20 protein-coding genes are annotated in these 23,347 nt (G+C 39.1%); 3 read left to right on the top strand and 17 right to left on the bottom strand.

The window, feature by feature from the left end; translation table 11 throughout:
• Window positions 1-333 precede the first annotated feature (333 nt).
• On the bottom strand, window positions 334-1,974 hold the full coding sequence (locus ASU03_RS13885; protein WP_057832397.1) for a CTP synthase: 1,641 nt from the start codon (window positions 1,972-1,974) through the stop codon (window positions 334-336).
• Between the two features lie 461 nt (window positions 1,975-2,435).
• On the opposite strand from ASU03_RS13885, the gene ASU03_RS13890 reads away from it, so the two are divergent.
• On the top strand, window positions 2,436-3,032 hold the full coding sequence (locus ASU03_RS13890) for a DUF4202 domain-containing protein (RefSeq protein ID WP_057832436.1): 597 nt from the start codon (window positions 2,436-2,438) through the stop codon (window positions 3,030-3,032).
• Window positions 3,033-3,127: 95 nt separating this feature from the next.
• Here ASU03_RS13890 and ASU03_RS13895 read toward each other — a convergent pair whose 3' ends face one another.
• The 5 genes from ASU03_RS13895 to rlmD all read right to left on the bottom strand — a co-directional run bounded on the left by ASU03_RS13895 (window position 3,128) and on the right by rlmD (window position 8,854).
• Window positions 3,128-3,580 carry a YbaN family protein gene (locus ASU03_RS13895; protein WP_082627289.1) on the bottom strand — a complete coding sequence of 151 codons (453 nt, stop codon included), beginning with the start codon at window positions 3,578-3,580 and terminating at the stop codon, window positions 3,128-3,130.
• A 25-nt stretch (window positions 3,581-3,605) separates the two neighbouring features.
• Window positions 3,606-4,205: an RNA methyltransferase gene (locus ASU03_RS13900; RefSeq protein WP_057832438.1), complete on the bottom strand. Its 600-nt coding sequence runs from the start codon at window positions 4,203-4,205 to the stop codon at window positions 3,606-3,608.
• Window positions 4,206-4,250: 45 nt separating this feature from the next.
• A complete protein-coding gene (gene mazG / locus ASU03_RS13905) occupies window positions 4,251-5,090 on the bottom strand; it encodes a nucleoside triphosphate pyrophosphohydrolase (RefSeq protein ID WP_057832398.1) in 840 nt (279 codons plus the stop codon).
• A 74-nt stretch (window positions 5,091-5,164) separates the two neighbouring features.
• Window positions 5,165-7,378, bottom strand: coding sequence for a GTP diphosphokinase (relA, locus tag ASU03_RS13910; protein ID WP_057832399.1), 2,214 nt, complete (start codon window positions 7,376-7,378; stop codon window positions 5,165-5,167).
• 66 nt (window positions 7,379-7,444) lie between these two features.
• Window positions 7,445-8,854, bottom strand: coding sequence for a 23S rRNA (uracil(1939)-C(5))-methyltransferase RlmD (gene rlmD, locus ASU03_RS13915; RefSeq protein ID WP_057832400.1), 1,410 nt, complete (start codon window positions 8,852-8,854; stop codon window positions 7,445-7,447).
• Between the two features lie 184 nt (window positions 8,855-9,038).
• On the opposite strand from rlmD, the gene barA reads away from it, so the two are divergent.
• A complete protein-coding gene (gene barA, locus ASU03_RS13920; RefSeq protein ID WP_057832401.1) occupies window positions 9,039-11,885 on the top strand; it encodes a two-component sensor histidine kinase BarA in 2,847 nt (948 codons plus the stop codon).
• Between the two features lie 141 nt (window positions 11,886-12,026).
• On the opposite strand, the gene ASU03_RS13925 is transcribed toward barA, so the two are convergent.
• The 11 genes from ASU03_RS13925 to rpoE form a co-directional block, all read right to left on the bottom strand.
• On the bottom strand, window positions 12,027-12,272 hold the full coding sequence (locus ASU03_RS13925; RefSeq protein ID WP_057181913.1) for a hypothetical protein: 246 nt from the start codon (window positions 12,270-12,272) through the stop codon (window positions 12,027-12,029).
• Window positions 12,273-12,404: 132 nt separating this feature from the next.
• Entirely contained in the window at window positions 12,405-13,145 is a 741-nt protein-coding gene (pdxJ, locus tag ASU03_RS13930; protein WP_057832402.1) for a pyridoxine 5'-phosphate synthase, read from the bottom strand.
• 45 nt (window positions 13,146-13,190) lie between these two features.
• Complete coding sequence (gene recO / locus ASU03_RS13935; RefSeq protein ID WP_057832403.1) at window positions 13,191-13,895, bottom strand: DNA repair protein RecO; 705 nt, start codon at window positions 13,893-13,895, stop codon at window positions 13,191-13,193.
• Between the two features lie 14 nt (window positions 13,896-13,909).
• Window positions 13,910-14,827, bottom strand: a complete 918-nt coding sequence (era, locus tag ASU03_RS13940) for a GTPase Era (protein WP_057832404.1) — start codon at window positions 14,825-14,827, stop codon at window positions 13,910-13,912.
• 72 nt (window positions 14,828-14,899) lie between these two features.
• Entirely contained in the window at window positions 14,900-15,607 is a 708-nt protein-coding gene (gene rnc, locus ASU03_RS13945) for a ribonuclease III (RefSeq protein WP_057832405.1), read from the bottom strand.
• A 38-nt stretch (window positions 15,608-15,645) separates the two neighbouring features.
• Window positions 15,646-16,578, bottom strand: a complete 933-nt coding sequence (gene lepB / locus ASU03_RS13950) for a signal peptidase I (protein WP_057832406.1) — start codon at window positions 16,576-16,578, stop codon at window positions 15,646-15,648.
• A 90-nt stretch (window positions 16,579-16,668) separates the two neighbouring features.
• On the bottom strand, window positions 16,669-18,459 hold the full coding sequence (gene lepA, locus ASU03_RS13955) for a translation elongation factor 4 (RefSeq protein WP_057832407.1): 1,791 nt from the start codon (window positions 18,457-18,459) through the stop codon (window positions 16,669-16,671).
• Window positions 18,460-18,579: 120 nt separating this feature from the next.
• Window positions 18,580-19,059 (bottom strand): SoxR reducing system RseC family protein, encoded by a 480-nt coding sequence (locus tag ASU03_RS13960; protein WP_057181926.1) that lies wholly within the window; start codon window positions 19,057-19,059, stop codon window positions 18,580-18,582.
• A gap of 1 nt (window position 19,060) precedes the next feature.
• Window positions 19,061-20,068, bottom strand: a complete 1,008-nt coding sequence (locus tag ASU03_RS13965; RefSeq protein ID WP_057832408.1) for a MucB/RseB C-terminal domain-containing protein — start codon at window positions 20,066-20,068, stop codon at window positions 19,061-19,063.
• Between the two features lie 56 nt (window positions 20,069-20,124).
• Complete coding sequence (locus ASU03_RS13970; RefSeq protein ID WP_057832409.1) at window positions 20,125-20,829, bottom strand: sigma-E factor negative regulatory protein; 705 nt, start codon at window positions 20,827-20,829, stop codon at window positions 20,125-20,127.
• 47 nt (window positions 20,830-20,876) lie between these two features.
• Complete coding sequence (gene rpoE, locus ASU03_RS13975) at window positions 20,877-21,503, bottom strand: RNA polymerase sigma factor RpoE (RefSeq protein ID WP_197410288.1); 627 nt, start codon at window positions 21,501-21,503, stop codon at window positions 20,877-20,879.
• A 235-nt stretch (window positions 21,504-21,738) separates the two neighbouring features.
• On the opposite strand from rpoE, the gene nadB reads away from it, so the two are divergent.
• Window positions 21,739-23,346 (top strand): L-aspartate oxidase, encoded by a 1,608-nt coding sequence (gene nadB, locus ASU03_RS13980; RefSeq protein WP_057832410.1) that lies wholly within the window; start codon window positions 21,739-21,741, stop codon window positions 23,344-23,346.
• Window position 23,347: the final 1 nt, after the last annotated feature.

Consider the following 23,347-nt stretch of genomic DNA (forward strand, 5'->3'; position numbering starts at 1 on the left):
ACTTAGCGAGAATTAAAAGCCTTAGAGGCAAGGCATTGATTGAAGAGAATGGTTATTCCCTTGTCAATATCAATAACGCCGCATATATGCCTTTACCTTTTATTAGGTACTCGCCCTAGGGAGTTTATTAGCAAACTGATAACGTCACAAAATTAATAAAATATAGAATAACTATGTTTAACAAATTTTGCTTGTTATAAGCTCGCTACTATAACTCTAAGCTGACCAATTAATTAGTGCAATTGTTATAGTACTTTGAACGGTAAAGTTAATGTTAATATTGCTAAACTGAAAGCAAAAACCGCAGTGCTAGCTACGGTTTTAATAAAGTTGTTATACGTTTGTTTTTTGTTTTTGCAATTCAAAGGTCATTGCAATAAAACTTTCAAACAGTGGGTGTCCGTCACGTGGAGTTGAATTAAACTCTGGATGGAACTGCCCAGCAATAAACCAAGGGTGATCAGGTATTTCAATCACCTCAACTAATGTTTTATCCGCAGATAATCCCGAAAACACTAAACCTGCTTGGTTTAATTGTTCACGGTAGTTATTATTTACCTCATAACGATGACGGTGTCTCTCTTTAATTGTTTCACTACCATATACGTCATACACCTTGGTACCTTTCATCAAGTGACACAATTGAGCACCTAAACGCATGGTACCGCCCAAATCAGAGTTTTCAGAGCGATATTCAATTTTGCCTTCTTTATCTAACCATTCACTGATCAAACCAATAACGGGGAAAGGTGTTTCTGGATTAAATTCAGTACTATTAGCATCCGTTAAACCGGCAACATTGCGAGCGAATTCAATTAATGCGACTTGCATACCTAAACAAATACCTAGATAAGGTACTTTATTTTCACGGGCATATTGCGCCGCTAAAATTTTACCTTCAATACCACGCTCACCAAAACCACCGGGGACCAATATAGCATCGAGATTTTGTAAAATTTCAGTGCCTTTAACTTCAAGGTCTTGTGAGTCAATATATTTAATATTAACTTTGACTTGGTTCTTTAATCCCGCATGTTTTAAGGCTTCGTTAACCGATTTATAAGCATCGGGTAATTCAATATATTTACCCACCATACCAATAGTGACTTCACCAACCGGATTAGCTTCTTGATAAAGCACTTGTTCCCACTCACTTAAATCAGCTTCAGGTACATCAAGACCAAAACGTTTAACCACTAATTCATCAGTACCTTGAGCTTTTAATAACGCCGGGACTTTATAAATACTGTCAACATCACGCAGTGAAATTACTGATTTTTCTTCAACATTGGTGAACAAAGCTATTTTTGCTCGGGCATTGGCGGGAATAACCCGCTCTGAGCGGCAAACTAAAATATCAGGAAAAATACCAATACCACGCAATTCTTTGACTGAATGTTGGGTAGGTTTGGTTTTAATCTCACCGGCAGCCGCTAAATATGGCACTAAGGTTAAGTGCATAAACATTGCACGTTCACGGCCCACTTCTGTGGCTAACTGACGAATAGCTTCTAAAAATGGTTGTGATTCAATATCACCCACCGTACCACCAATTTCGACCATGGCAATATCGTAACCTTCTGCACCTTCAATTATCCGACGTTTAATGTCATTGGTAATATGAGGAATAACTTGAATAGTGGCACCTAAAAACTCACCTTTACGTTCGCGAGCTAAAATATCTTGATAAATACGACCCGTAGTGAAGTTATTAAGTTTGGTCATTTTGGTGCGAATAAAGCGCTCATAATGGCCCAAATCCAGATCGGTTTCTGCGCCGTCTTCGGTAACAAAAACCTCACCATGCTGTATTGGACTCATGGTACCAGGATCAACGTTAATGTACGGATCAAGTTTTAACATGGTAACTTTTAAACCACGCGCTTCAAGAATTGCTGCTAATGAGGCTGCGGCAATGCCTTTACCAAGAGACGATACTACACCGCCAGTTACAAAAATATATCTAGTTGTCATGTTTACACCGATGTCAGAAAAAACAGAATTTTGCGCTTAAATGGTTATTATTTATAAACTTAATTTCAAAATAACATTTTAAAATGGCTCTATACACCTAGTTATAATAGGTGATTTACTAAAGAATTAGCGTAAATGTTACTTGTTGAAATAGACGTTTTACCAAACAAGCAGGACGGGAAAGTATTATACTGAAAAGCTAAACGAACAACAATAACAACAAGTCCTCACAGCTATAAATTTGTCTGTTTTTTATTATTTTCTAGCGGTAATTACGCTTGAACTGTTAAATTTCAGTTGAGATAAAAATATTTTAATCGCGGCGAGCAGTTTCTAGGTTGGTTGCTCTAAGTTTGAACAGTTAGCACTATTTAAGTCAACACCCTTGCTCTGATTCTTTTTTATTACTAGTTGCGTATAATGGTACTACTTTCCTAAATTAAACCGTGATTGATGTTAAAATGACTATAGAACAATTAAACAACACCTTATCCGCCATTGACGAAGTTAATCGCCAAGACCCGAATACAATACTATTTAACGGTACTAGCCAAATAAAAGAATTAATTTATGGTCAACAAATGACGGACTGCTTAAAACAATATTGGCCTGAAGCAAATGAGTTATTACAAATTGCGGTTCGGGCACAACATATTAAACGCTGGCAATTAAAGCGCACTGAATTTGCCGATGGCAAAGCAGGATATTATCAATGGCGAATTGCTCAAGGTAAGTTTCATGCACAGCTAACGGCAAGCATTATGATTACCCAGGGCTACCAAGCAGAGCAAGCTGAGCAATGTGCGACTCTTATTCGTAAGGACAATTTGAAAACAAATAGTGATAGTCAGACGTTAGAAGATGTCGCCTGCTTAGTTTTTCTTATGCACTACTTTGATGCGTTTGCAACCAAGTATACCGAGCAAGATAATGAAGCAAAGATTGTTCATATAGTGCAATTAACCTGGAAGAAAATGTCCGAGCAAGCCCATGATATTGCTTTAAGTTTAACACTACCAGATCATTTAGCGATAATAGTCAATAAGGCACTTGCTTAACCATTGTCCCGCGATTAACAACGAAAGTAATAATGCAGACTGCTCTAATATCCTAGAGCAGAGAGTCTGCACCGTTCTCTGCTATGCTTTATTACCTATTTACTTAGAGGTAAGCGTACTAAAAAAATAAACGGCCCAATAACCAATGCCACAACTAATCCAGTTAATAGCGCGCTTTGTAACATAAAGGCCGACCAGCACACAGATAGTATAATACTTAATAAGGCAATACGTTTCGCTTTTCTAGGAATACTGCGATATTTTTGCCAATCATGGATTAATGGCCCAAAGGTTTTATTTGCCAGTAATTTTTTTTGCATTCGTGGTGAAGATTTGGCAAAACAAGCCGCCGCCATGATCAGAAAAACCGTTGTCGGTAGCACAGGCAATACTGCTCCTAATATAGCTAAACCGACACAAAACACTCCGGTGATTTTCAACAAGATAATCTTGGCTTTGCTTTGCACTGATGGTGAAACCGGACAGGTATTAACATTAAAGGTGACGTCTTTACTTACTTCTCGCTCAGTATTAATTACTCTTTCCATGTATGAATACTCTCTATTTCAGCTATTAATTGCCTGTGGAATTTTTAACTTTCACTTTGTTGTTAGTATCACGACTTTGACGAATTAGTACATCATCCGCCTGGCCATTGCTTTCTTGCATAACACTAGATTTGGCTAACCGGTCATAAAGCAACACGTTAACCGAGGCAGCTAGGTTCATACAACCAATAGTAGGAACATAGACAACTTCATCAGCACAATCGATGACTTGTTGCTTTATTGTGCCATCCTCAGGACCAAATATGTATACCGCCTGGGGTGGATGAATAAAGTGTGGTAAGGGTGTAGCTCCTTCAACTAAGTCAACACATATGATTTTAGTCGTCGATGAGATATTTTCCAGTAAGTCTTTAATATTTATAAAATCCTCAACGCCTAATAAAGGAATTTTACCCTGAGCATTTTTGGTATCAGTTTTTAAAGCATCTTTATTATATTTAGCTGCTTGCTCATAGCGTCGGCCGGTATAAAGCACTTGATCAACTTGATAACAACCTGCAGCACGCATTACCGCGCCAACATTGGTTGGGCTCTTTGGGTTAGTCAACGCAATGGTAACGTAAGGTGAGCTTTGTTCTTTGTTTTTGTTTTTGTTTTCGTTCATACGTTTGCTCATAAAATTATTAGAGTGTTTTATAGCCGTTACCTATCATGATGCCTTTTTTTCCTGTTTTTTTACTTGTTGCCAATAATTTTCTAATTCAGCTAAGTCATGTTCAGTAAAACTTTTACCCGATTGATGTACTTGTGCCTCCACGCCATGAAAGCGTTTAGTAAACTTTTTATTCGCATGGCGAAGTAGTGTTTCGGGATCTTCTTTGGCATGACGACATAAATTGACTACTGCAAACATTAAGTCACCTAACTCTTCGGCGAGCGCTTTCTTATTCAGTGACTTGGCCTCTAACTCGTCTTTAACTTCTTGTACTTCTTCTTCAATTTTAGCAAAAACATCGTTGATGTTATGCCAATCAAAGCCGACATGTGCGCAACGTTTTTGAATCTTTGCTGCCTGCGATAAAGCCGGTAAGTTTTTCGGGATGTCAGCCAAAAGGCTCAAGTTTTGCTTATTCGTTTTATTCGCCATTTCCCGCTGATTTTTTTGCTGCCTTTCGAGTATTTTTTCATTTTCCCAATTAGCTTTTATTTCAGCATCGCTGTGCAAATTCGCCTGAGCAAACACATGGGGGTGGCGGCGAATAAGTTTTTCACAAATGGCGGCTATAACACTATCAAAATTGAAATACTGCTGTTCTTGACCTAACTGACTATAAAAAATCACCTGAAAGAGTAAGTCGCCTAGCTCCTTTTCTAACTCAACAAAGTCACCTTGTTCAATAGCATCAACTACCTCATAAGCCTCTTCTAGCGTATGACTGGTTATAGAAGCAAAATCCTGCTTAAGATCCCACGGACACCCTGTGGCAGGGTCTCGCAGTTGCGACATGATCCAACGTAATTTTTCTATTGAGGCTTGTTCTTTTAACATTTTATTCCGCTTGTTATTTTCGCTTTGTTTACATTATGTATCACACTGGCTTGGGTCATCTTAGTGCACAACAATTACAGGCGTTTCACCTGGCTTACATCCTCTAATTGCCGTAACTTATCGAGAACACGCAGCAATAACTCACTATTTTCCACTTCCAGTTTTAGCTTCATACTCATGGTCTGCTTGGCTTTATCGGTATGACTTTCCATGCCTATAATGCTTACTCTTTCATTGGCAATAATGGTGGAGATATCACGTAATAGACCTTGTCTATCACTACCAATAATTTGTGCCGTGGCTTGATAACTTTGTCTATGTGCATTGCCCCACTGCACATCAACTAACCGCTCAGCTTGCAAACTAAGAGCATTGGCAAGTTGCTCACAATCTTGTCGATGTACTGAAATACCTCGCCCTTGCGTTATAAAGCCCAAGATGCTGTCACCCGGTACTGGCTGACAGCACTTCGCCATATGAGTGAGTAGGTTACCGACGCCAGAAACGGTTATGCCATTATCCTCTTGCGCTAATGCTTTATTGGTTGGACTTTGTTTGACTAAACTTTGTGGGTCTATTTCAGCTTGAGGTTTTAATTTACTATCAAGCTGAGTAAAGTGATTAATAACTTGCTGTAATCTGGCGTTACCTGTACCTAGTGCCGCATAAAGGTCATCTATCGTTTTCATATTAAAGCGTTTTGCTGCCGCTAATAAGTCTATAGTGGCTAAATCATATTTAGCTATTTCACTGTCAAATAACTCTTTGCCCTGAGCAATATACTTATCTCTATCAAGCAATTTAAAAAAGTGCTGAACTTTAGCGCGCGCACGCGAAGAGTAGATGTAATTTAAATTGGGGTTGAGCCAGTCTCTACTCGGATTTGACTGTTTACTGGTCAATATCTCTACCTGATCACCCGTTTGCAACTGATGGGTAAAAGGCACTATTTTACCAAACACTTTAGCGCCAATACAGCAATGACCAACATTGGAATGGATGTAATAAGCAAAATCTAATGGGGTTGCCCCCATAGGTAAATCGATAACATCACCACTTGGGGTGAAAACATAAATCCGGTCTTCAAACACCTGACTGCGTAACTCATCAAGTAATTCACCACTTTCACTAACATCATCTTGCCACTGCAAAATCTTTCGTAACCAACCAATTTTATCATCAAAACTATTACTTTTACCGCTGGCCTTGCCTTCTTTATAACGCCAATGCGCCGCGACACCAAGTTCGGCGTCATCATCCATTTGCTTGGTTCTGATTTGTACTTCTACCGACTTACCTGTTGGTCCTAACACCACAGTATGTATTGATTGATAGCCATTGGCTTTTGGGGTGGCCACATAATCTGAGAATTCTTTGGCTAGGTGTGGCCATTGGGTGTGGACAATACCCAGTGCAGAATAACAATCTTGTACTTTTTCGACCACCACACGCACAGCTCGCACATCAAAGAGCTGTTCAAAACCTAATGATTTTTGCTGCATTTTTTTCCAAATGCTGTAGATGTGTTTAGGACGACCAAAAACGTCCCCCTTAATAGCTAAGGCATTAAGTTCACCCTTTAACTGACCAACAAAGCTAGCCATATATTGCTCTCGCTCTAGTCGAGTTTCATCCAAAAGTTTAGCAATTTTTTTATAGACCTGCGGGTGCAAGTAACGAAATGAAATATCTTCAAGTTCCCACTTTAATTGGCCTATGCCTAAGCGGTTGGCTAGTGGCGCGTAGATATTAGCACTCTCTTTTGCCGCTAACACACGTGTTTCTTCATCACTATTTTTCTTTGCCCGTAAATCACATAGCCGTTCCGCTAATTTGATCACCACAGCGCGCACATCATCCACCATAGCCAATAACATACGGCGAATGTTATCTATGTTTTGTGGTGCAGAGCCAATAGATTGATTACTTTGTTGGCGCAGCGCTTTAATGGCAGCCATCTGCTCAACACCTTGACAAAGCATTAATATGTCTTTAGAGAAGTGTTCTTTGACATAATCTATGGAAATAATATTATGGGCTAATAAGGGCGAGATAAAAGCCGCTACTAACGAGTCATCATCTAGGTTCAAACCACTTAATATTTCCACCATTTCCATGCTTTTATTTTGCAAGTCGAACTTTACCGCACTGTCATGCTGATAAAAGTTGCAGATTTGCAACCATAAAACAGACAAAGCCTGGGCTTTTACCTCGGTTAACGCTAAGTTGGTTAGCCATTGTTCAAAACTTTGCTCTGCTATTTGATGAGATTTACGCACGGAAACCATAGCTATTCCTTTGTCTTTAAAAGTTAACTTAATGTTAGCTAATACATATTTTCATGATCTTAAATGCTAAATACTATGAGTAAACAAGACCATAGTCTCAACATGCTTTGTTTGAGCAAACATGTCTATCAGTGATATTTTTTCAAGCTTGTAGCCATGAGCAATAAGTATTGCGCTATCTCTTGCTAAGGTTGCCGGATCACAGCTGACATATAAGACGCTAGGTATTTGTAGTTTAGCAATTTGACTTACTGCTTGCTCTGCTCCTGCTCTTGCTGGATCAAGCAGCACCTTATCAAACACTTGACCATTAGCCCACGATGCTAATAACCAATGACTGTTTAAATCTGCCTGATAAAACTGACAATTATCAAGACCATTGACTTGAGCATTATGACTGGCTTTATCAACCATCACTTGTACACCCTCAACACCAACAAGTAGTTTTGCGTATTTTGCCAGCGCTAAGCTAAAGTTGCCGAGTCCACAAAATAAGTCCAGCACCTTATCGCTAGGTAAAATATTTAACCAAGCTAAAGCTTGACTGATCATGGCATTATTAACGTGATGGTTAATTTGAATAAAATCACTACTGGCAAAATAAATTTTATTTTTATCGGCTAATGTATATGAAAGTACCGCAGAGCTATTCTCATTGCTACCCGCTAGCGGCACTTGCTGGTTACCATCATCAATAATGACGTGCCAGCAATATTGCTGCGCACAAGATTGCCAAAGCTCGATATCCTTGGCATTCATTGGCTTTAGCTGTCGAATAACCAGCACCACTTGCTTATCTTTTTGTCTTAGCTCTGGTAAGTTTTGCTCAAGTATATCCGCTTGAATAACTTCTATATGACCGATGGCAGATTGTCCGGTAAGTTGTGCCAATAACTTTTTTAGCAAGGGAAAAATGTCATTAAGCGGCTCAACTAAGACCGGGCATGACTTGATTGCGGCTAATTGATTGGTGGATTTTTGTCTAAAACCGATAGTTGCGTGGAATTTTTTATCAAATTGAACACCTATACGGGCTTTACGCCGATAATGCCAAGGGCTACTTTTTATCGGCGCTTGCCAAGGCAAGTCTTTGCCGGCAACTTGTACCACCTTATCTTGGCTGCTAAAAAAGCGAGAATAATGCTCACTGACTTTATCTTGTTTAAACTGCAGTTGCTCTGTTATATCAAGCATTTGTAGATCACAGCCACCACATACACCAAAGTGCTGACACTGAGGCTCGACTCTATGCTCGCTTTGCTTGCCAATAGCAATGAGTTTAGCGCGAGCATATTTGCTTTTTTGTTCGATAATTTTCACATCGACCACTTCATTGGGTAAAGCTCCAGCTATAAATACCGGTTTATTTTGCCAACGGGCAACACCGACACCATTTATATCGAGCTTTTCAATACTAACGGTCAAGCGCTGATTGCACGTTTGTGGTTTAACTGTTGCTTTAAAAAAATTTGCCATTTTCACCCTAGAACTAACGCTTACTTTATTACCAATATATCTATTTCAGCAGGAGCTTAGCCATCTATACTATTAATTTATAGCCGCTTATGAGATTATTTATGTTAACTTGGATAATCGATTAGATAGTTAATTATTTCAACGGGTATTTTACCCTAAATTGACAAAAAAAGTTCAACTAATAATGCATAAAATAAGCCTGAAAGACTGGGTTATCATACTCACTATTCTCCCGACAACGTTAATCAGTTTTGGTTTAGCTAGTTATTTTTCTTATAGCCGCTCAGTAGAACTTAATGACATCCTTGAACAACGTGCTAAAAGCATCATTGAACCGATAGCTATTGCCAGTAAAGGCCCTTTACTTAATAAAAACAGAGACAAACTTCGCCAACTAATAGGGTTTACGCACCGAAGTCAATCAAATATAGTCAACAGCATTGTTATTTTTACCGAAGATAATCAAGTTTTTGTCGCTAGTGCCTATCGTGGCGATACGCATTTAATGAGATTAAATGCTGGGGTAAAGCTGCCAAGTCACACCAGTATGCAAAACATTGACGACTATATTATCTTTAGAACCCCTATCATTGATGAAAATTATAACTTTCTAGTAAATAAAAACTTCCCCTCTAAAACCAGTTCACAATTTAACGCCATACAAAATAGCGCAAGACCTTCCCCCGTTGGTTACATTGCTATGCAAATTGATAAGAGCCAGCTCAATTTCCAACAGCAAAGCCAATTTATAGTAGCTTTTGCTTTTGCTTTACTTGGCTCTTTACTCAGCGCAATTTTTGCCCTTAGACTCATTAAAAAAGTAACTAAGCCAATAAACTCTATGGTGCAAGCAATCGAACGTATTAGAGAAGGGAAATTAGAAAGCCGAGTAAGTGGTCAACTTATTGGCGAACTTAACTTTTTAAAAAATGGTATTAATGCCATGGCGCAGTCACTTGATAACTACCAAAACGAGATGAACGCCAGTATAGATCAAGCCACCATAGATCTACGGGAAAGTTTAGAGCAATTTGAAATACAAAACGTAGAACTCAGCATTGCTAAACGTAAGGCTCAAGATGCTAATAGGGTAAAATCTGAATTTTTAGCCAACATGAGTCATGAGTTACGTACACCATTAAATGGAGTTATTGGCTTTACTCGGCAAGTGCTAAAAACCCCCTTGACTGAAAATCAGCGGGATTATTTACAAACCATTGATCGCTCAGCAAACAATTTATTAACCATTATTAATGATATTCTCGATTTCTCTAAGCTCGATGCCGGGAAAATGATTATTGAAAACATTCCTTTTTCGTTACGAGACTCTCTCGAGGAAACACTCACGTTACTAGCCCCATCAGCCCATAAGAAAAATATTGAGCTATCAATAAATATTCCCCAAGAAATACCCGATTCACTGGTCGGTGATACTATGCGGATTAAACAAATTATCACTAACTTAATTAGTAATGCGATAAAATTCACCCCACAAGGCTCAGTGAATGTCGATATAGTCTATGAAGAAGATAACCAAAAGAATATCAAATTAAAAGTTATCGTCAATGACACTGGCATTGGTATGACTAGCAAGCAACAAAGAACAATTTTTGATGCCTTTACCCAAGCTGATCAGAGCATTACTCGTTTATACGGCGGCACCGGTTTAGGCCTAGTGATTTGTCAACGACTCGCACAAGAGATGCTTGGCGATATAGGTTTTACCAGTGAAAAAAATCAAGGATCCAGTTTTTGGTTTACTTTTCAATGTGAAGTAAATGCTATGCCATTAATACTAGAGTTGGACAATCAGCATTTAGCAAATAAGACCTTACTCTACTATGAAGAAAACGATCACAGCAGAGAAGCGACTAAGAATATATTAAAGCACTGGCAGATGAACGTTACTAGTGTGATTAACAAACATCAATTATCTCAAGTAATTTCTCACAGTAAAGAAACACAACGAAGTTTTGACTATGCACTTATCGGCCATAACCAGGCAGCTACCGCCTTAAGTGACTTGAAGAAAACCATTACTGAATTACAACCCCTCACCAGTAATATACATCTGGCATTAAATAATCACTCGCCTAGTTTACAGGAGGCGCTAATTGCCTGTGGTGCTATTAGCTGTATGAGCAAACCGCTAACATCAAGAAGTTTGAGTAAAGGATTACAGCCGATGATAAAAGCTGAATCACAAAAACTTACCCTTGCTGCACCTATAGGAAAAATATTACCCATTAAGGTCTTGGCGGTTGATGATAATGAAGCCAACCTGAAACTAATTAAAGCCTTATTATTAGAGCAAGTTGCTGAAGTGGTGGTCACCGACAATGGCATGTCAGCCATCGAGCTTTGTAAATCAGAAACTTTTGCGCTTATTTTTATGGATATACAAATGCCGATATTAGACGGTATTAGCGCACTTAAAGAGATTAAAATATTACCTGGCCACAGTAACACACCAATTATTGCCGTTACTGCTCATGCGTTAAGTGGTGAAAGGGAGAAAATGCAGCAACAAGGCTTCAATGCCTATATGACTAAACCAATAGATGAAGCAATGTTGCGTCATATAATCTATGAGTATTGTGACTTCAACCACTTAGTAAGCTCAGCTGCCCCCCTTATTACCAGTAGCAGATTGACCGAGGTTGAAAATTTTTCAAAAGTCATTGATTGGCCTTTGGCGTTAAAGCGCAGTGCTAATAAAGCTGACTTAGCTAAAGAAATGTTTTTAGGGTTAATCGAGAGCTTACCGCAAATTCAACAAGATATTCATCAAGCTATTGCTGCACAAGATATCGCTCTACTTAAGCGTTTAGTCCATAAACTCAACGGCGCTTGTTGTTATACTGGTGCGCCAAGTTTAGCAAAAATCACCGCGCATTTAGAAACGCAGTTAAAAATGGGCTTAGGCTTAGAGGAGCTTGAACCTGAGTTTTTAGAGTTTTTTGATCATATAGAACAAGTTTTACTTGCTGTGCCTGAAGCACTAAAACAAATGAGTGTTAACAGCCATTAACTTTTTTAGCTCATTAAAAAAACAACAATATTTGTTGCTTTTTTAGGGAGTGACTTGATTGTTACTACTTAGCTCTTATTGCTTAGCCTCTTGCTAGCGAGGTTATTGCTAACTGGATAATCGGCAATGGCTAACGGATCACTAGCGGATAGCGATTTTTGGTGAGGTATCTATATCTCCATCTTCTGAAATAACAGCAACGCCACCATTGCACTGCATTACCGCTAAGCTATGACCCTCATCATTACGAACAAAGGTAATTTCATAGCCAAATTTTCCTAAACTACTCGCAGAGAATTTTTGCGCTAAGGATAATTTATTCCACCAAACTGACTGCTCTGGAGCTTCCTTTCTACGCTCAAGCATTGGTTTCATCTGTGTTTGCATCACTTATCCTCACTTATTTTCATGTTGAATCCCTTCCCGCACTCTATCCATTAAAGTGTAGCTTATAATTTCAACAAAAAAAATAAATGACAAAAAACACCTCTTTGCCACCCTTGCAAATAAGTAACTAACCTAACGAATCGGTGCCCTAGCTTCCAGCATAAGTTGCTTCATATCACGTACCGCTTTATCTAAGCCATCAATAACTGCACGAGCAATAATGGCATGACCAATATTTAGTTCAATAATTTCTTTAATGGCAGCAATAGGCTTAACATTAAAATAATTCAAGCCATGGCCCGCATTTACTTTTAAGCCTAAGCTATGTGCATACTTAATACCTGCCGTTAAACGTTCAAGTTCTATCTGCTGCTCATCTGGTGAGGTGAGATCAGCATAGTGCCCCGTATGAATCTCTATATAAGGAGCTTTACTAGCAACAGCAGCATCAATTTGTGCTTTATCGGCATCGATAAATAAGCTGACCATTATGCCAGCTGCAGATAACTGTGCCGTTGCCTTAGTAACTTTATCTAATTGGCCAACAACATCTAAGCCGCCTTCGGTGGTAAGCTCTGCACGCTTTTCTGGTACTAAACAACAAAATTCTGGCTGAACTTCACAGGCAATAGCAATCATTTCATCAGTAACAGCCATTTCGAAGTTCATCCGGGTATCTAAGGTCTGCTTTAAGACATGAATATCTCTGTCTTGAATATGGCGCCTATCTTCACGTAAATGGACAGTAATACCATCTGCTCCCGCATGTTCTGCCACACTAGCGGCATAGACAGGATCAGGATAACTAGTACCGCGAGCCTGTCTTAACGTGGCGATATGGTCAACGTTTACACCTAATAATAATTCAGTCATTTTATTCTCTTTTTGATTTTTTCTGACGATATAAATAGCTAAAATTTATTTTTTGTTAGCAAAAAGTTTCCGGCTATTTAATGGTTTATTGCCAAGTAACTGGTTAATAACCTGCCGCATTAACAACTTAAAGGTATAGCTAACCTCTGCTGGTACACTGGTATTACATAACGCGTCGCGCTGAGCAATTGCTTGTAAATGGATTTTATCAAAGCAATGAGCACTTTGTTTAGGCATAGCTCCATAGACAGGGACAAAACCTTGCTCGTCGATATAATGAAAGTGACTAACATCGTGCTCAAATACAGGGCTAAAGTCAAATGATAGCCCTAACTCTTCCAGCAGCGCCAGTTCAAATAAGCGTAATTGTGGTGCGATGGCTTCTTCTTGAGATAGGGAGGTCAAAGTAGCTTGATATTGACAGAATAGCTGCGGACAAGCTATGTGATCTGTTAACAGACGAATCAACAATTCGTTAAGATAAAAAGAACTAAACAGGCTATGTTTTATCAGCGAAAATGATTTGGCAATGGCATCAATTTGGGTGATTAGTTTAACGTTACCATGACCTTTCAATGTCAATCTTAGCGGTAAAAAAGGCTGAATTAAGCCTTTTTTTATCGAACGCTTAGATTGGCCAACGTAGACCAATGCCGTCACTTTACCATCTTGCTCAGTTAATAAATCAACTAACAGCTGATTTTCACGATATGGTCGACTATGTAAAACAAATGCGTTTTGTTCAATCATCTACCACATTCCAATTAACCCGTGTAATCATCACCATAACCTAAGCTGCGTAATGCTCGTTCATCATCTGCCCATCCAGATTTCACTTTCACCCAAGTCTCAAGATATACCTTACTATCAAATAAATTTTCCATATCACGTCTAGCTTCCTGACCTATGGTTTTCAAGCGTTCACCTTTATTACCAATGACCATACGTTTTTGGGTCTCTCGCTCGACAAGTATTAAGGCATTAATATGGATAATTCCTTTCTGATCCACCTTAAATTGCTCTATCTCTACCGTAATAGAATATGGCAATTCATCACCGGTAAAACGGATAAGTTTTTCACGAATAATTTCAGAAGCCATAAAACGGCTAGAGCGATCGGTGATGTGATCGGCTGGGAACCAAAAATCACCTTTAGCTAACGAGGTTAAACATAATTGGCGAATGGTATCAACACCCTGCCCCTTACTTGCAGAGATAGGCACAATATCCCTAAATTCGTGCATCGCTCCTAACGTCTTAAGATGAGGTAATAAATCATCTTTGTCCGCGATGTTATCAATTTTATTAACAACCAATATACAAGGAGAACCACTTTGTTTGACTTTAGTTAGTACCAGCTCATCGTCTTGAGTCCAATGAGTTCCTTCAACTAGGAATACTATTAATTCAACTTCTGCAATGGTACTACTTGCCGCACGGTTCATTAACCTATTGATGGCACGTTTTTCTTCGGTATGTAAACCTGGGGTATCTACTAATATTGCTTGCCTATTTTCTTCAGTCAATATGCCTAAAATACGATGTCGAGTCGTTTGTGGCTTTTTAGAAGTAATACTAATCTTTTGCCCTAACATGGCATTTAATAACGTTGATTTACCAACATTGGGGCGACCGACAATAGCAATTAAGCCTGCATAGGTATCTGAGGTATCGTTGTGCATAATTTATTTTCTCGTGCTTATTTTTTTGCTGGGTTACTTTTAGTATGTCGGATATTTGCTAATTGGGCTTGTTTAAATGTGCTTTTTTTCCTCATTAGCTTGTTCAATCAATGCGAGTATTTGCTGAGCTGCGGCTTGCTCTGCTTTTCTACGGCTAGTCCCTTTGGCGACAACCTCTTCGCTGATCACTGACGTTTGACAACGAACGGTAAACTCTTGGTTATGGGACTGTCCTGTCGTATCAATTACATCATAACTGGGTAAGGGGATTTTTCTCCCTTGTAGAAATTCTTGCAAGCGCGTTTTAGGATCTTTTTGTTCATTGCCAGGTTTAATCACCGCCAAGCGACTATCAAACCAACTTAGGATAAGCGCTTTACAGCGATCGATAGTAGAATCAAGGTAAACAGCACCAATGATGGCTTCGATGGCATCCTCTAAAATAGACTCTCGACGATGTCCGCCACTTTTCAGCTCCCCTGGACCAAGTATTAGGTATTCGCCCAAATTAAACTCTCGAGCCACTTCAGCTAAAGTGACTCCCCTTACTAAGCTAGAGCGCATCCGAGTTAAGTCACCCTCATCATGCTTGGGGAATTTATCAAAAAGGGCCTCTGCAATGACAAAGCCTAAGATAGAGTCCCCAAGGAACTCCAGTCTTTCATTATGAGGTCCTTTGGCACTACGGTGAGTAAGTGCTTGCACCAACAATGTCGATTCATTAAATTCATAACCAATCTTTTTGGCTAATCGAGCAAGGTTACGAGGATTAATTTTCACGATATAACTCTATATGCCAGGTAAAAAAAGTAGTCATGTTAAATAATAGCGCCTATGCGTTCAAAACGAATACCGGTAGGCAACCATTGCGGTAAAAAACTGTCTTCGCTGCGATCAAAATCAAAACTCATCCAAATAGCAACGGCCTCACCGACAAGGTTTTCTTCAGGGACAAAGCCCCAAAAACGTCCATCTAAGGAATTATCACGGTTATCACCCATGACAAAGTAATGCTTCGCCGGCACTAAGAACTCATCCGCTGCGGTCCCTGATTGCTGGAAGTAATGGCTAACTCGGGCTAAGGTCTGACTGTCATTTAATACCTGGTGACTTTTATTTAACATTTTTGCGGTAAATTCATTCATGCCAAACTCAGCATCTGGCCCGTCATATTTACCAATATAACTTTGCTCTATTTGTTCAAATTCAGGGCACTTGGCATCAGTTTCTAGACAGGCGCGCTTAATATAAAGTAATTTATTTCGGTAAATAATACGATCACCGGGTAAACCAATCACTCGCTTAATATAGTCAATCCTAGGATCTTGTGGATATTTAAACACCACAACATCACCATGTTCAGGCAAACCGTTTTCAAGAAACTTATGTCTAAAAACAGGATCTTTTAAGCCATAATTGAATTTATTCACTAGAATAAAATCACCATCAAGTAAGGTTGGCATCATTGAGCCAGAAGGTATTTGAAAGGGTTCGTATATAAAAGAGCGTAAAATTAAAACAAAGGCTATTACCGGAAAAATTTGTATCGCTGTATCAACTAAGGGTGATGGCTCTGTTAAGGTAGCTAATGCCTGAGGAGTTAACTCAGCAGCGGATATTTCTTTCGCTGAAACCTCAGCGAAAGCAGCTTTGAGCTTACGCTGTGGTGCTAAGTAAAACTTATCAGCAAACCACACGACTCCTGTTAACCCAGTGATTATCACTAAGATAATCGAAAAATAAACGGCCATACTATTCCTATTTTAAAATGATATTATGCAAAAATTAGCGACAGCAATGCTTTACTCGTACTAATTTTAATTTTGGCGTCACGGCTTGAACTAACTATCAAGCTTAAGTACAGCTAAAAATGCTTCTTGTGGTACTTCAACATTACCCACTTGCTTCATGCGTTTTTTACCATCCTTTTGCTTTTGCAAAAGCTTTTTCTTACGACTAATATCACCGCCGTAACATTTAGCCGTAACATTTTTACGTAATTGTTTAACGGTTGTTCTCGCAATAACGTTATTGCCAATAGCCGCTTGAATAGCAATATCAAACTGCTGACGATGAATCAACTCTTTAAGTTTATCAACTAATAAACGTCCACGTGCGGCTGAATGAGTTCTATGGGTGATCATAGCTAAAGCATCGACTCTGTCACCATTGATCATGACATCCACTCGCACCATATCGGCAGTCTGAAATCTAATAAAATTATAATCCAGTGAGGCATAACCACGACTGGTAGATTTGAGTTTGTCAAAAAAGTCCATCACCACTTCAGCCATCGGTAATTCATAAGTAACGGCTACTTGATTACCATGATAAATAATATCTTTTTGTACACCACGTTTTTCAATACATAGCTTAATAACATTACCCAAATATTCTTGTGGTACTAATATATTTGCTTGAACAATGGGCTCACGAATTTCATCAATATTATTAACTGCAGGCAAATCGGCAGGGTTATCAATAGATAAAAGATCACCATTAGTACAGACAATTTCATAATTTACCGTTGGCGCTGTGGTAATTAAATCAAGATCATATTCACGAGCAAGGCGCTCTTGAATGATTTCCATGTGCAACATGCCAAGGAAACCGATACGAAAACCAAAACCTAAGGCGGATGAGCTTTCTGGTTCAAAAAATAAAGAGGCATCGTTAAGGCTTAATTTATTCAATGCATCTCTAAAATTTTCATAATCTTCAGAGCTTATTGGAAATATACCTGCGTAAACTTGTGGCTGAGCTTTAGCAAAACCCTTTAATGGCTCAGACGCTTCTTTTTTACTGATAGTGATAGTATCGCCCACTGGCGCACCGTGAATTTCTTTGATGCCGGCAATAATAAAGCCAACTTCACCTGTTCTTAAAATGCCCGTTTCTTTTTGTTTTGGGGTGAATATACCGATTTTATCGATTTGGTGAACTTGCCCAGTCGACATCACCAACATTTTATCGCCTTTTTTAACTTCACCATTCATTATTCGAACCAGTGAAACAACACCTTGGTAATTATCAAACCATGAGTCAACAATCAAAGCTTGTAATGGTGCATCTCTATCACCTTTTGGTGGCGGGATATTTTCAACGATAGTTTCTAATACATCTTCAATGCCCAAACCTGTTTTAGCCGAGCAAGTTACGGCATCCGTAGCATCAATACCAATGATATGTTCTATTTCTTCAGCAACACGTTCCGGATCGGCTTGCGGTAAATCAATTTTATTTAAAATTGGAATAACTTCTAAATCCATTTCAATGGCGGTATAGCAGTTAGCAACGGTTTGTGCTTCCACACCTTGCCCTGCATCTACCACCAACAAAGCGCCTTCACAGGAGGCCAAAGAACGTGAGACTTCATAGGAGAAATCGACATGACCGGGAGTATCAATAAAATTTAGTTGGTAAGTTTCACCATCTTTTGCTTTATAGTCTAAGGTAACACTTTGCGCTTTAATGGTAATACCACGCTCTTTTTCTATATCCATAGAATCAAGCACTTGCGCTTCCATTTCTCGGTCTTCTAAACCACCGCAATGTTGTATTAGACGGTCAGCAAGCGTTGATTTACCGTGATCAATGTGGGCAATAATTGAGAAATTTCGAATATTTTTCATAAAAGGCAGTCAAATAAAAAGCGTTAAAATAATATAATGGCGTGATTTTAACGAATTAACTGCCTTGGGGCTATCTTTTGTTCAGATATCTTTTGTTTCAAGCCGTAACAGACTAAGACTTTATTTACCTTGGCTTGGCGAAGGAACAACTTCAATTATCTTAGGCTGTAAGTTTTCACTATTTTTTCCTTGTTTTTGCTTAAACTTAGCCAGCCTATAACCTAAGTAGCCTCCTATTAAACCCAAACCTAGTGCAATTAATTCATGGGCTAATATTTGCTGGTTAACCAGCCATTGCCCGACGGCGGAAAACGTAATCAAGCCAAATAAAGGTAGTAAATATACTTGACCGGCGCTCGATAATACATGTTTTTCCGGCAAAGTTAATACGACACTATCACCCAGTTTTAAGGTTTGACCAATAACATTACGATCATAGGGTAACGTTAGGGTAAGCTTGGCTTGTGGCAGTGCTTTAGCGATTTGGCCACTACCACAGCTATCAACTTGTGCACAACCACTACATGCTGATTTTATTTGACTGGTAACGGTTACTTGCCCCGCTTCAATAGCAACGACATTGGCGAGCTCTTTAATCATCTTACTGCTCCCTTATCACACCTTGAGTATTGTTGATTACCTTCACTTTTGTTACAGCAACAATAGATTCGGCAATTTTTTTAGCTGTAGCTAAAGGAATAGCTCCAACCACGCCAACCTCAATGCCTTGAATGATATGATTGAAGATCATTGTTGCGCCATCACTTGCATATTCAGGCGCTCTAAAGGTTTCCTGACTAGAGCTTACATAGACAGATATTTCAACTAATCCATCTGAAAACAGCATAAATTCAACGGCTTTATCATCACCTTGGTGATAGTTATTTAGCTGATGTTGGTTAGATTTTATCATAGCAAAGCCTTGTGGTAACCAATCAACTTGCCAAGAAAAAGTTTTATTTTTCTGCTGATTATTTAACTTAATAACGGCCGGTAATTCAGATGATTGCAATTGCACTAAGTTTTCCGATAACTTCTCACTCACTTCGAGGTGGGTAAATTGAATTTGCTCAAGTAACAGCCCTTGACGTGTCAATATCGCCATTTTTAACAACAGACCAGTCTGCTTATCAAGCCAAAGCCAATAACTATAACGGTACTTATCTTTTGCGACAATACGTACCAGTTGAGCAACTCGGCCCAACACTCGACTACGACCGACAGAGATAAAACGATAGTTTTCTTCAATCGCGCTAATATCACCGCGAAGAATAGTGGGGATAGGGCTTTTAACATTATTAGAAATAATGGAATAAGGTTCTTGTTCGGGTTCGATATAGCTAATAATATCCCCTTGGCGCAATATATCACGGCGAGGGCCGTTAAGGCGGGAAAAAATCTCTAACTCTTGATTATCTTCGCTAATGCCATGCAACCAATGATAGGGCTCGGCATGATTATTTTTAACAACAACAAAAGAGGTGGTAAAATTTAGCTGACGTAATGATTTTGATAGTTGCTCTAACCAAAGCATAGCTGACTCTGTATCAGTAGCTATAGCTGATACATTAACGCTTAACAGCAATAACAAAAGTGCCGAAAATTTCATAGGTTCTCAAAGATGGTGGCTGAAAGTTTAATTATCAACTAATTCAGCCAATCAAGCTATTTTATATTGCTGCCTAATTTAACTTGTTGATTATGATCTTTTAACAGCGCGTGTAAACGGCGCTGTTGTGCCGCTCTTTCGGCAGCTAACTGCTCGTTCAGTATTTTTTGGCTTTGCTGGTTTGATTCACCTTGAGGTGATTGCAAGCTAAAGCTTACTGGGTTGGCATACCCAATTAAAGGCATGGTTTGCACCACTTGGCTTGGTGTTACTGAAAATGAGTTTTCTGCAACATTATTTTGTACACCAACAATCATTAAAGCGGCTGCTGAAGCGGCAATAGCAACCTGCCCCATGGGTTTAACAAAACTGGATACTTTGGTTTTAAAACGACTTATTGCGTCGATAACAGAGTGGGTATTTTTCACCGTGCTGCTTGCTGGTAAATGGACATTATCGGCAGAAGATGAGCCATTACCTTTCGCATCTTGCTGTACAAATACTTGTGTAGATGAGTTAGGTGATAATATCGTGGCCTCGAGAGCAATTGCTGCTGAAATTGTTTTACTTAAGTCGAGCTGCAGTGACTGAGGTACCTCATCACGTAATACATCACCGATTAAGTGATAGGTTTGCCAAGTACTTGATAAGTGTTCATCCTTAAGCATATTATCAACTAAGTTCGCACTGACACTACCGTCTGTTGATGGCGAGTAGTTATCCACTAATGAAGATATTGACTCTGATTTAATTTCACTCATACTTTTACCTTAAAAACATCGGGTTAAATTTTTCTTTCACAAATGACTTAATTACTTTTTTGTAATAAGGGTCTAATTTTCTTGTCTATGGCATCACGTGCTCTAAATATACGTGAACGCACGGTTCCTACTGGACACTCCATTATCGTCGCAATTTCTTCATAGCTTAAACCTTCGATTTCTCGAAAATTAATCGCTAACCTTAAATCTTCGGGTAATGACGCCATGGTACTAAAGATAATGGTCTTAATTTCCGCGGTAAGTAAGATCTTTTCAGGAGAGGCATTCTCTCGTAAAGCACCACCAGCATCATAAAGCTCCGCATCATCGATTTCTACATCGTTACTTGGCGGTTTACGAGCAAGCGCCACGCTGTGGTTTTTTGCACAATTAACCGCAATACGATAGAGCCAAGTATAAAAAGCACTTTCACCTCTAAAATTAGGTAATGCTCTATAGGCTTTAATAAAAGCCTCTTGTACTATATCGGGTACGTCGCTATGATTTTTAACATAACGACTCACTAAATTGGCAACTTTGTGCTGATATTTAGTTACCAATAGGTTAAACGCATTTTTATCGCCACGCTGAACCCGCTCAACTAATTGTTGATCTATATTTAATTCGCTCTTTTGAGCCATATCCTTTAACACTGACAATTGATTTGTACTCATATTTTCCATTGGCTCATAACAAACGCATAAAATAAGACTTATGTTTTGATAAAAAGTTCTTTTTATTTTTGATCTTTTTAACAATGTGAATTATTGGTTTATCGAGCAATGATATTATTAATGCCAGAGGGTATTAAAACGCTATTATCTGGCGGCTTATATCTATGTATTATAGAATACCTCAAACTCCTTAACTTATATATTCGCTTTAACAGCAGAATTTAACCAATACCGCATGACCCAACAAAATAATTGTGATGTTTTAATCATCGGCAGTGGCGCCGCAGGTTTAACTTTAGCGCTACATCTAGCTAAAAATGCCGATGTGGTAATTTTAAGTAAAGGGCCATTAAACGAAGGCTCTACTTTTTATGCTCAAGGTGGAATTGCCGCGGTATTTGATGAAAATGATAGTGTTACTGCTCATATTGAAGATACTTTAATTGCCGGTGCCGGCCTATGTGACGAAGAAATCGTTCGCTTTACCATTGAAAATGCTAAATCTTGCCTAGAGTGGCTAATAAGCCAAGGTGTCGCCTTTGATAAAGAGCAAGGTAATAATGGCGCAGAGCGCTATCATTTAACGCGCGAAGGTGGCCATAGCCATCGCAGGATTTTACATGCGGCTGATGCTACTGGGCAAGCAATTCAACTTACTTTAGCCGAGCAAGTTAAGCAACATTCTCGTATACGCATATTTGAACGCTTTAATGCCATAGACCTTATTTGTCAGCCTAGCTCCACGGCTAATCAAGGTAAACAATGTATTGGTGCTTATATATGGAATAGAAATACTGAAAAAGTAGAAAGTATTTATGCACAAAAAACTATTTTGGCTACTGGTGGCGCCAGTAAAGTTTACCAATATACCTCGAATCCTGATGTAGCCAGTGGTGATGGTATTGCGATGGCATGGCGTGCTGGCTGTCGCGTTGCCAATATGGAGTTTAATCAATTTCATCCAACCTGTTTATTTCATCCTTCAGCGGGTACTTTTTTATTAACAGAAGCACTGCGCGGCGAAGGCGCCAAGTTAAGACGCCCTGATGGCAGTCGTTTTATGCCCGACTTTGACGAACGTGCCGAATTAGCACCGCGTGATATTGTCGCTCGGGCTATTGATTATGAAATGAAACGTTTAGGTGCTGATTGTATGTACCTTGATATTAGTCACAAATCCAGTGAATTTATCAAACAGCACTTCCCTACTATTTATGAAAAAACCATGTCTTTGGGCATTGATATCACTAAACAACCCATTCCTATCGTACCAGCCGCGCATTATACCTGTGGCGGAGTGATGGTGGATAAACAAGGAAAAACGGATATTAGCCAACTTTATGCCATTGGTGAAATGTCATATACCGGCTTGCACGGTGCCAATCGTTTAGCGAGTAATTCATTGCTCGAATGCCTGGTCTTTGCCCGCGCTGCAGCTGTCGAGATTAGTGCAACGTTAAAACAAGATAATCGATATTTAACCCTACCGCCATGGGATGAAAGCCGCGTAACCGACTCGGATGAAGAAGTTGTTATTCAACATAATTGGCACGAACTCAGATTATTTATGTGGGATTATGTCGGCATTGTCCGGACAACAAAACGCCTTGAGCGAGCATTACATCGAGTAGAGTTATTACAACAAGAAATTGAAGATTATTACCAGAACTTTAAAGTAAGTAATAATTTACTTGAATTAAGAAACTTAGTGCAAGTAGCTGAGCTCATCATAAAGTGTGCCATGGAGCGAAAAGAAAGTAGAGGCTTGCATTACACGTTAGATTACCCAGATATGTTACCTACCGCTCAACCAACAATCCTTTCACCCGTTAATCTAAGCTAAT

Origin of the sequence: Colwellia sp. TT2012 (assembly GCF_001440345.1) — a bacterium.
Taxonomy (GTDB): domain Bacteria; phylum Pseudomonadota; class Gammaproteobacteria; order Enterobacterales; family Alteromonadaceae; genus Colwellia.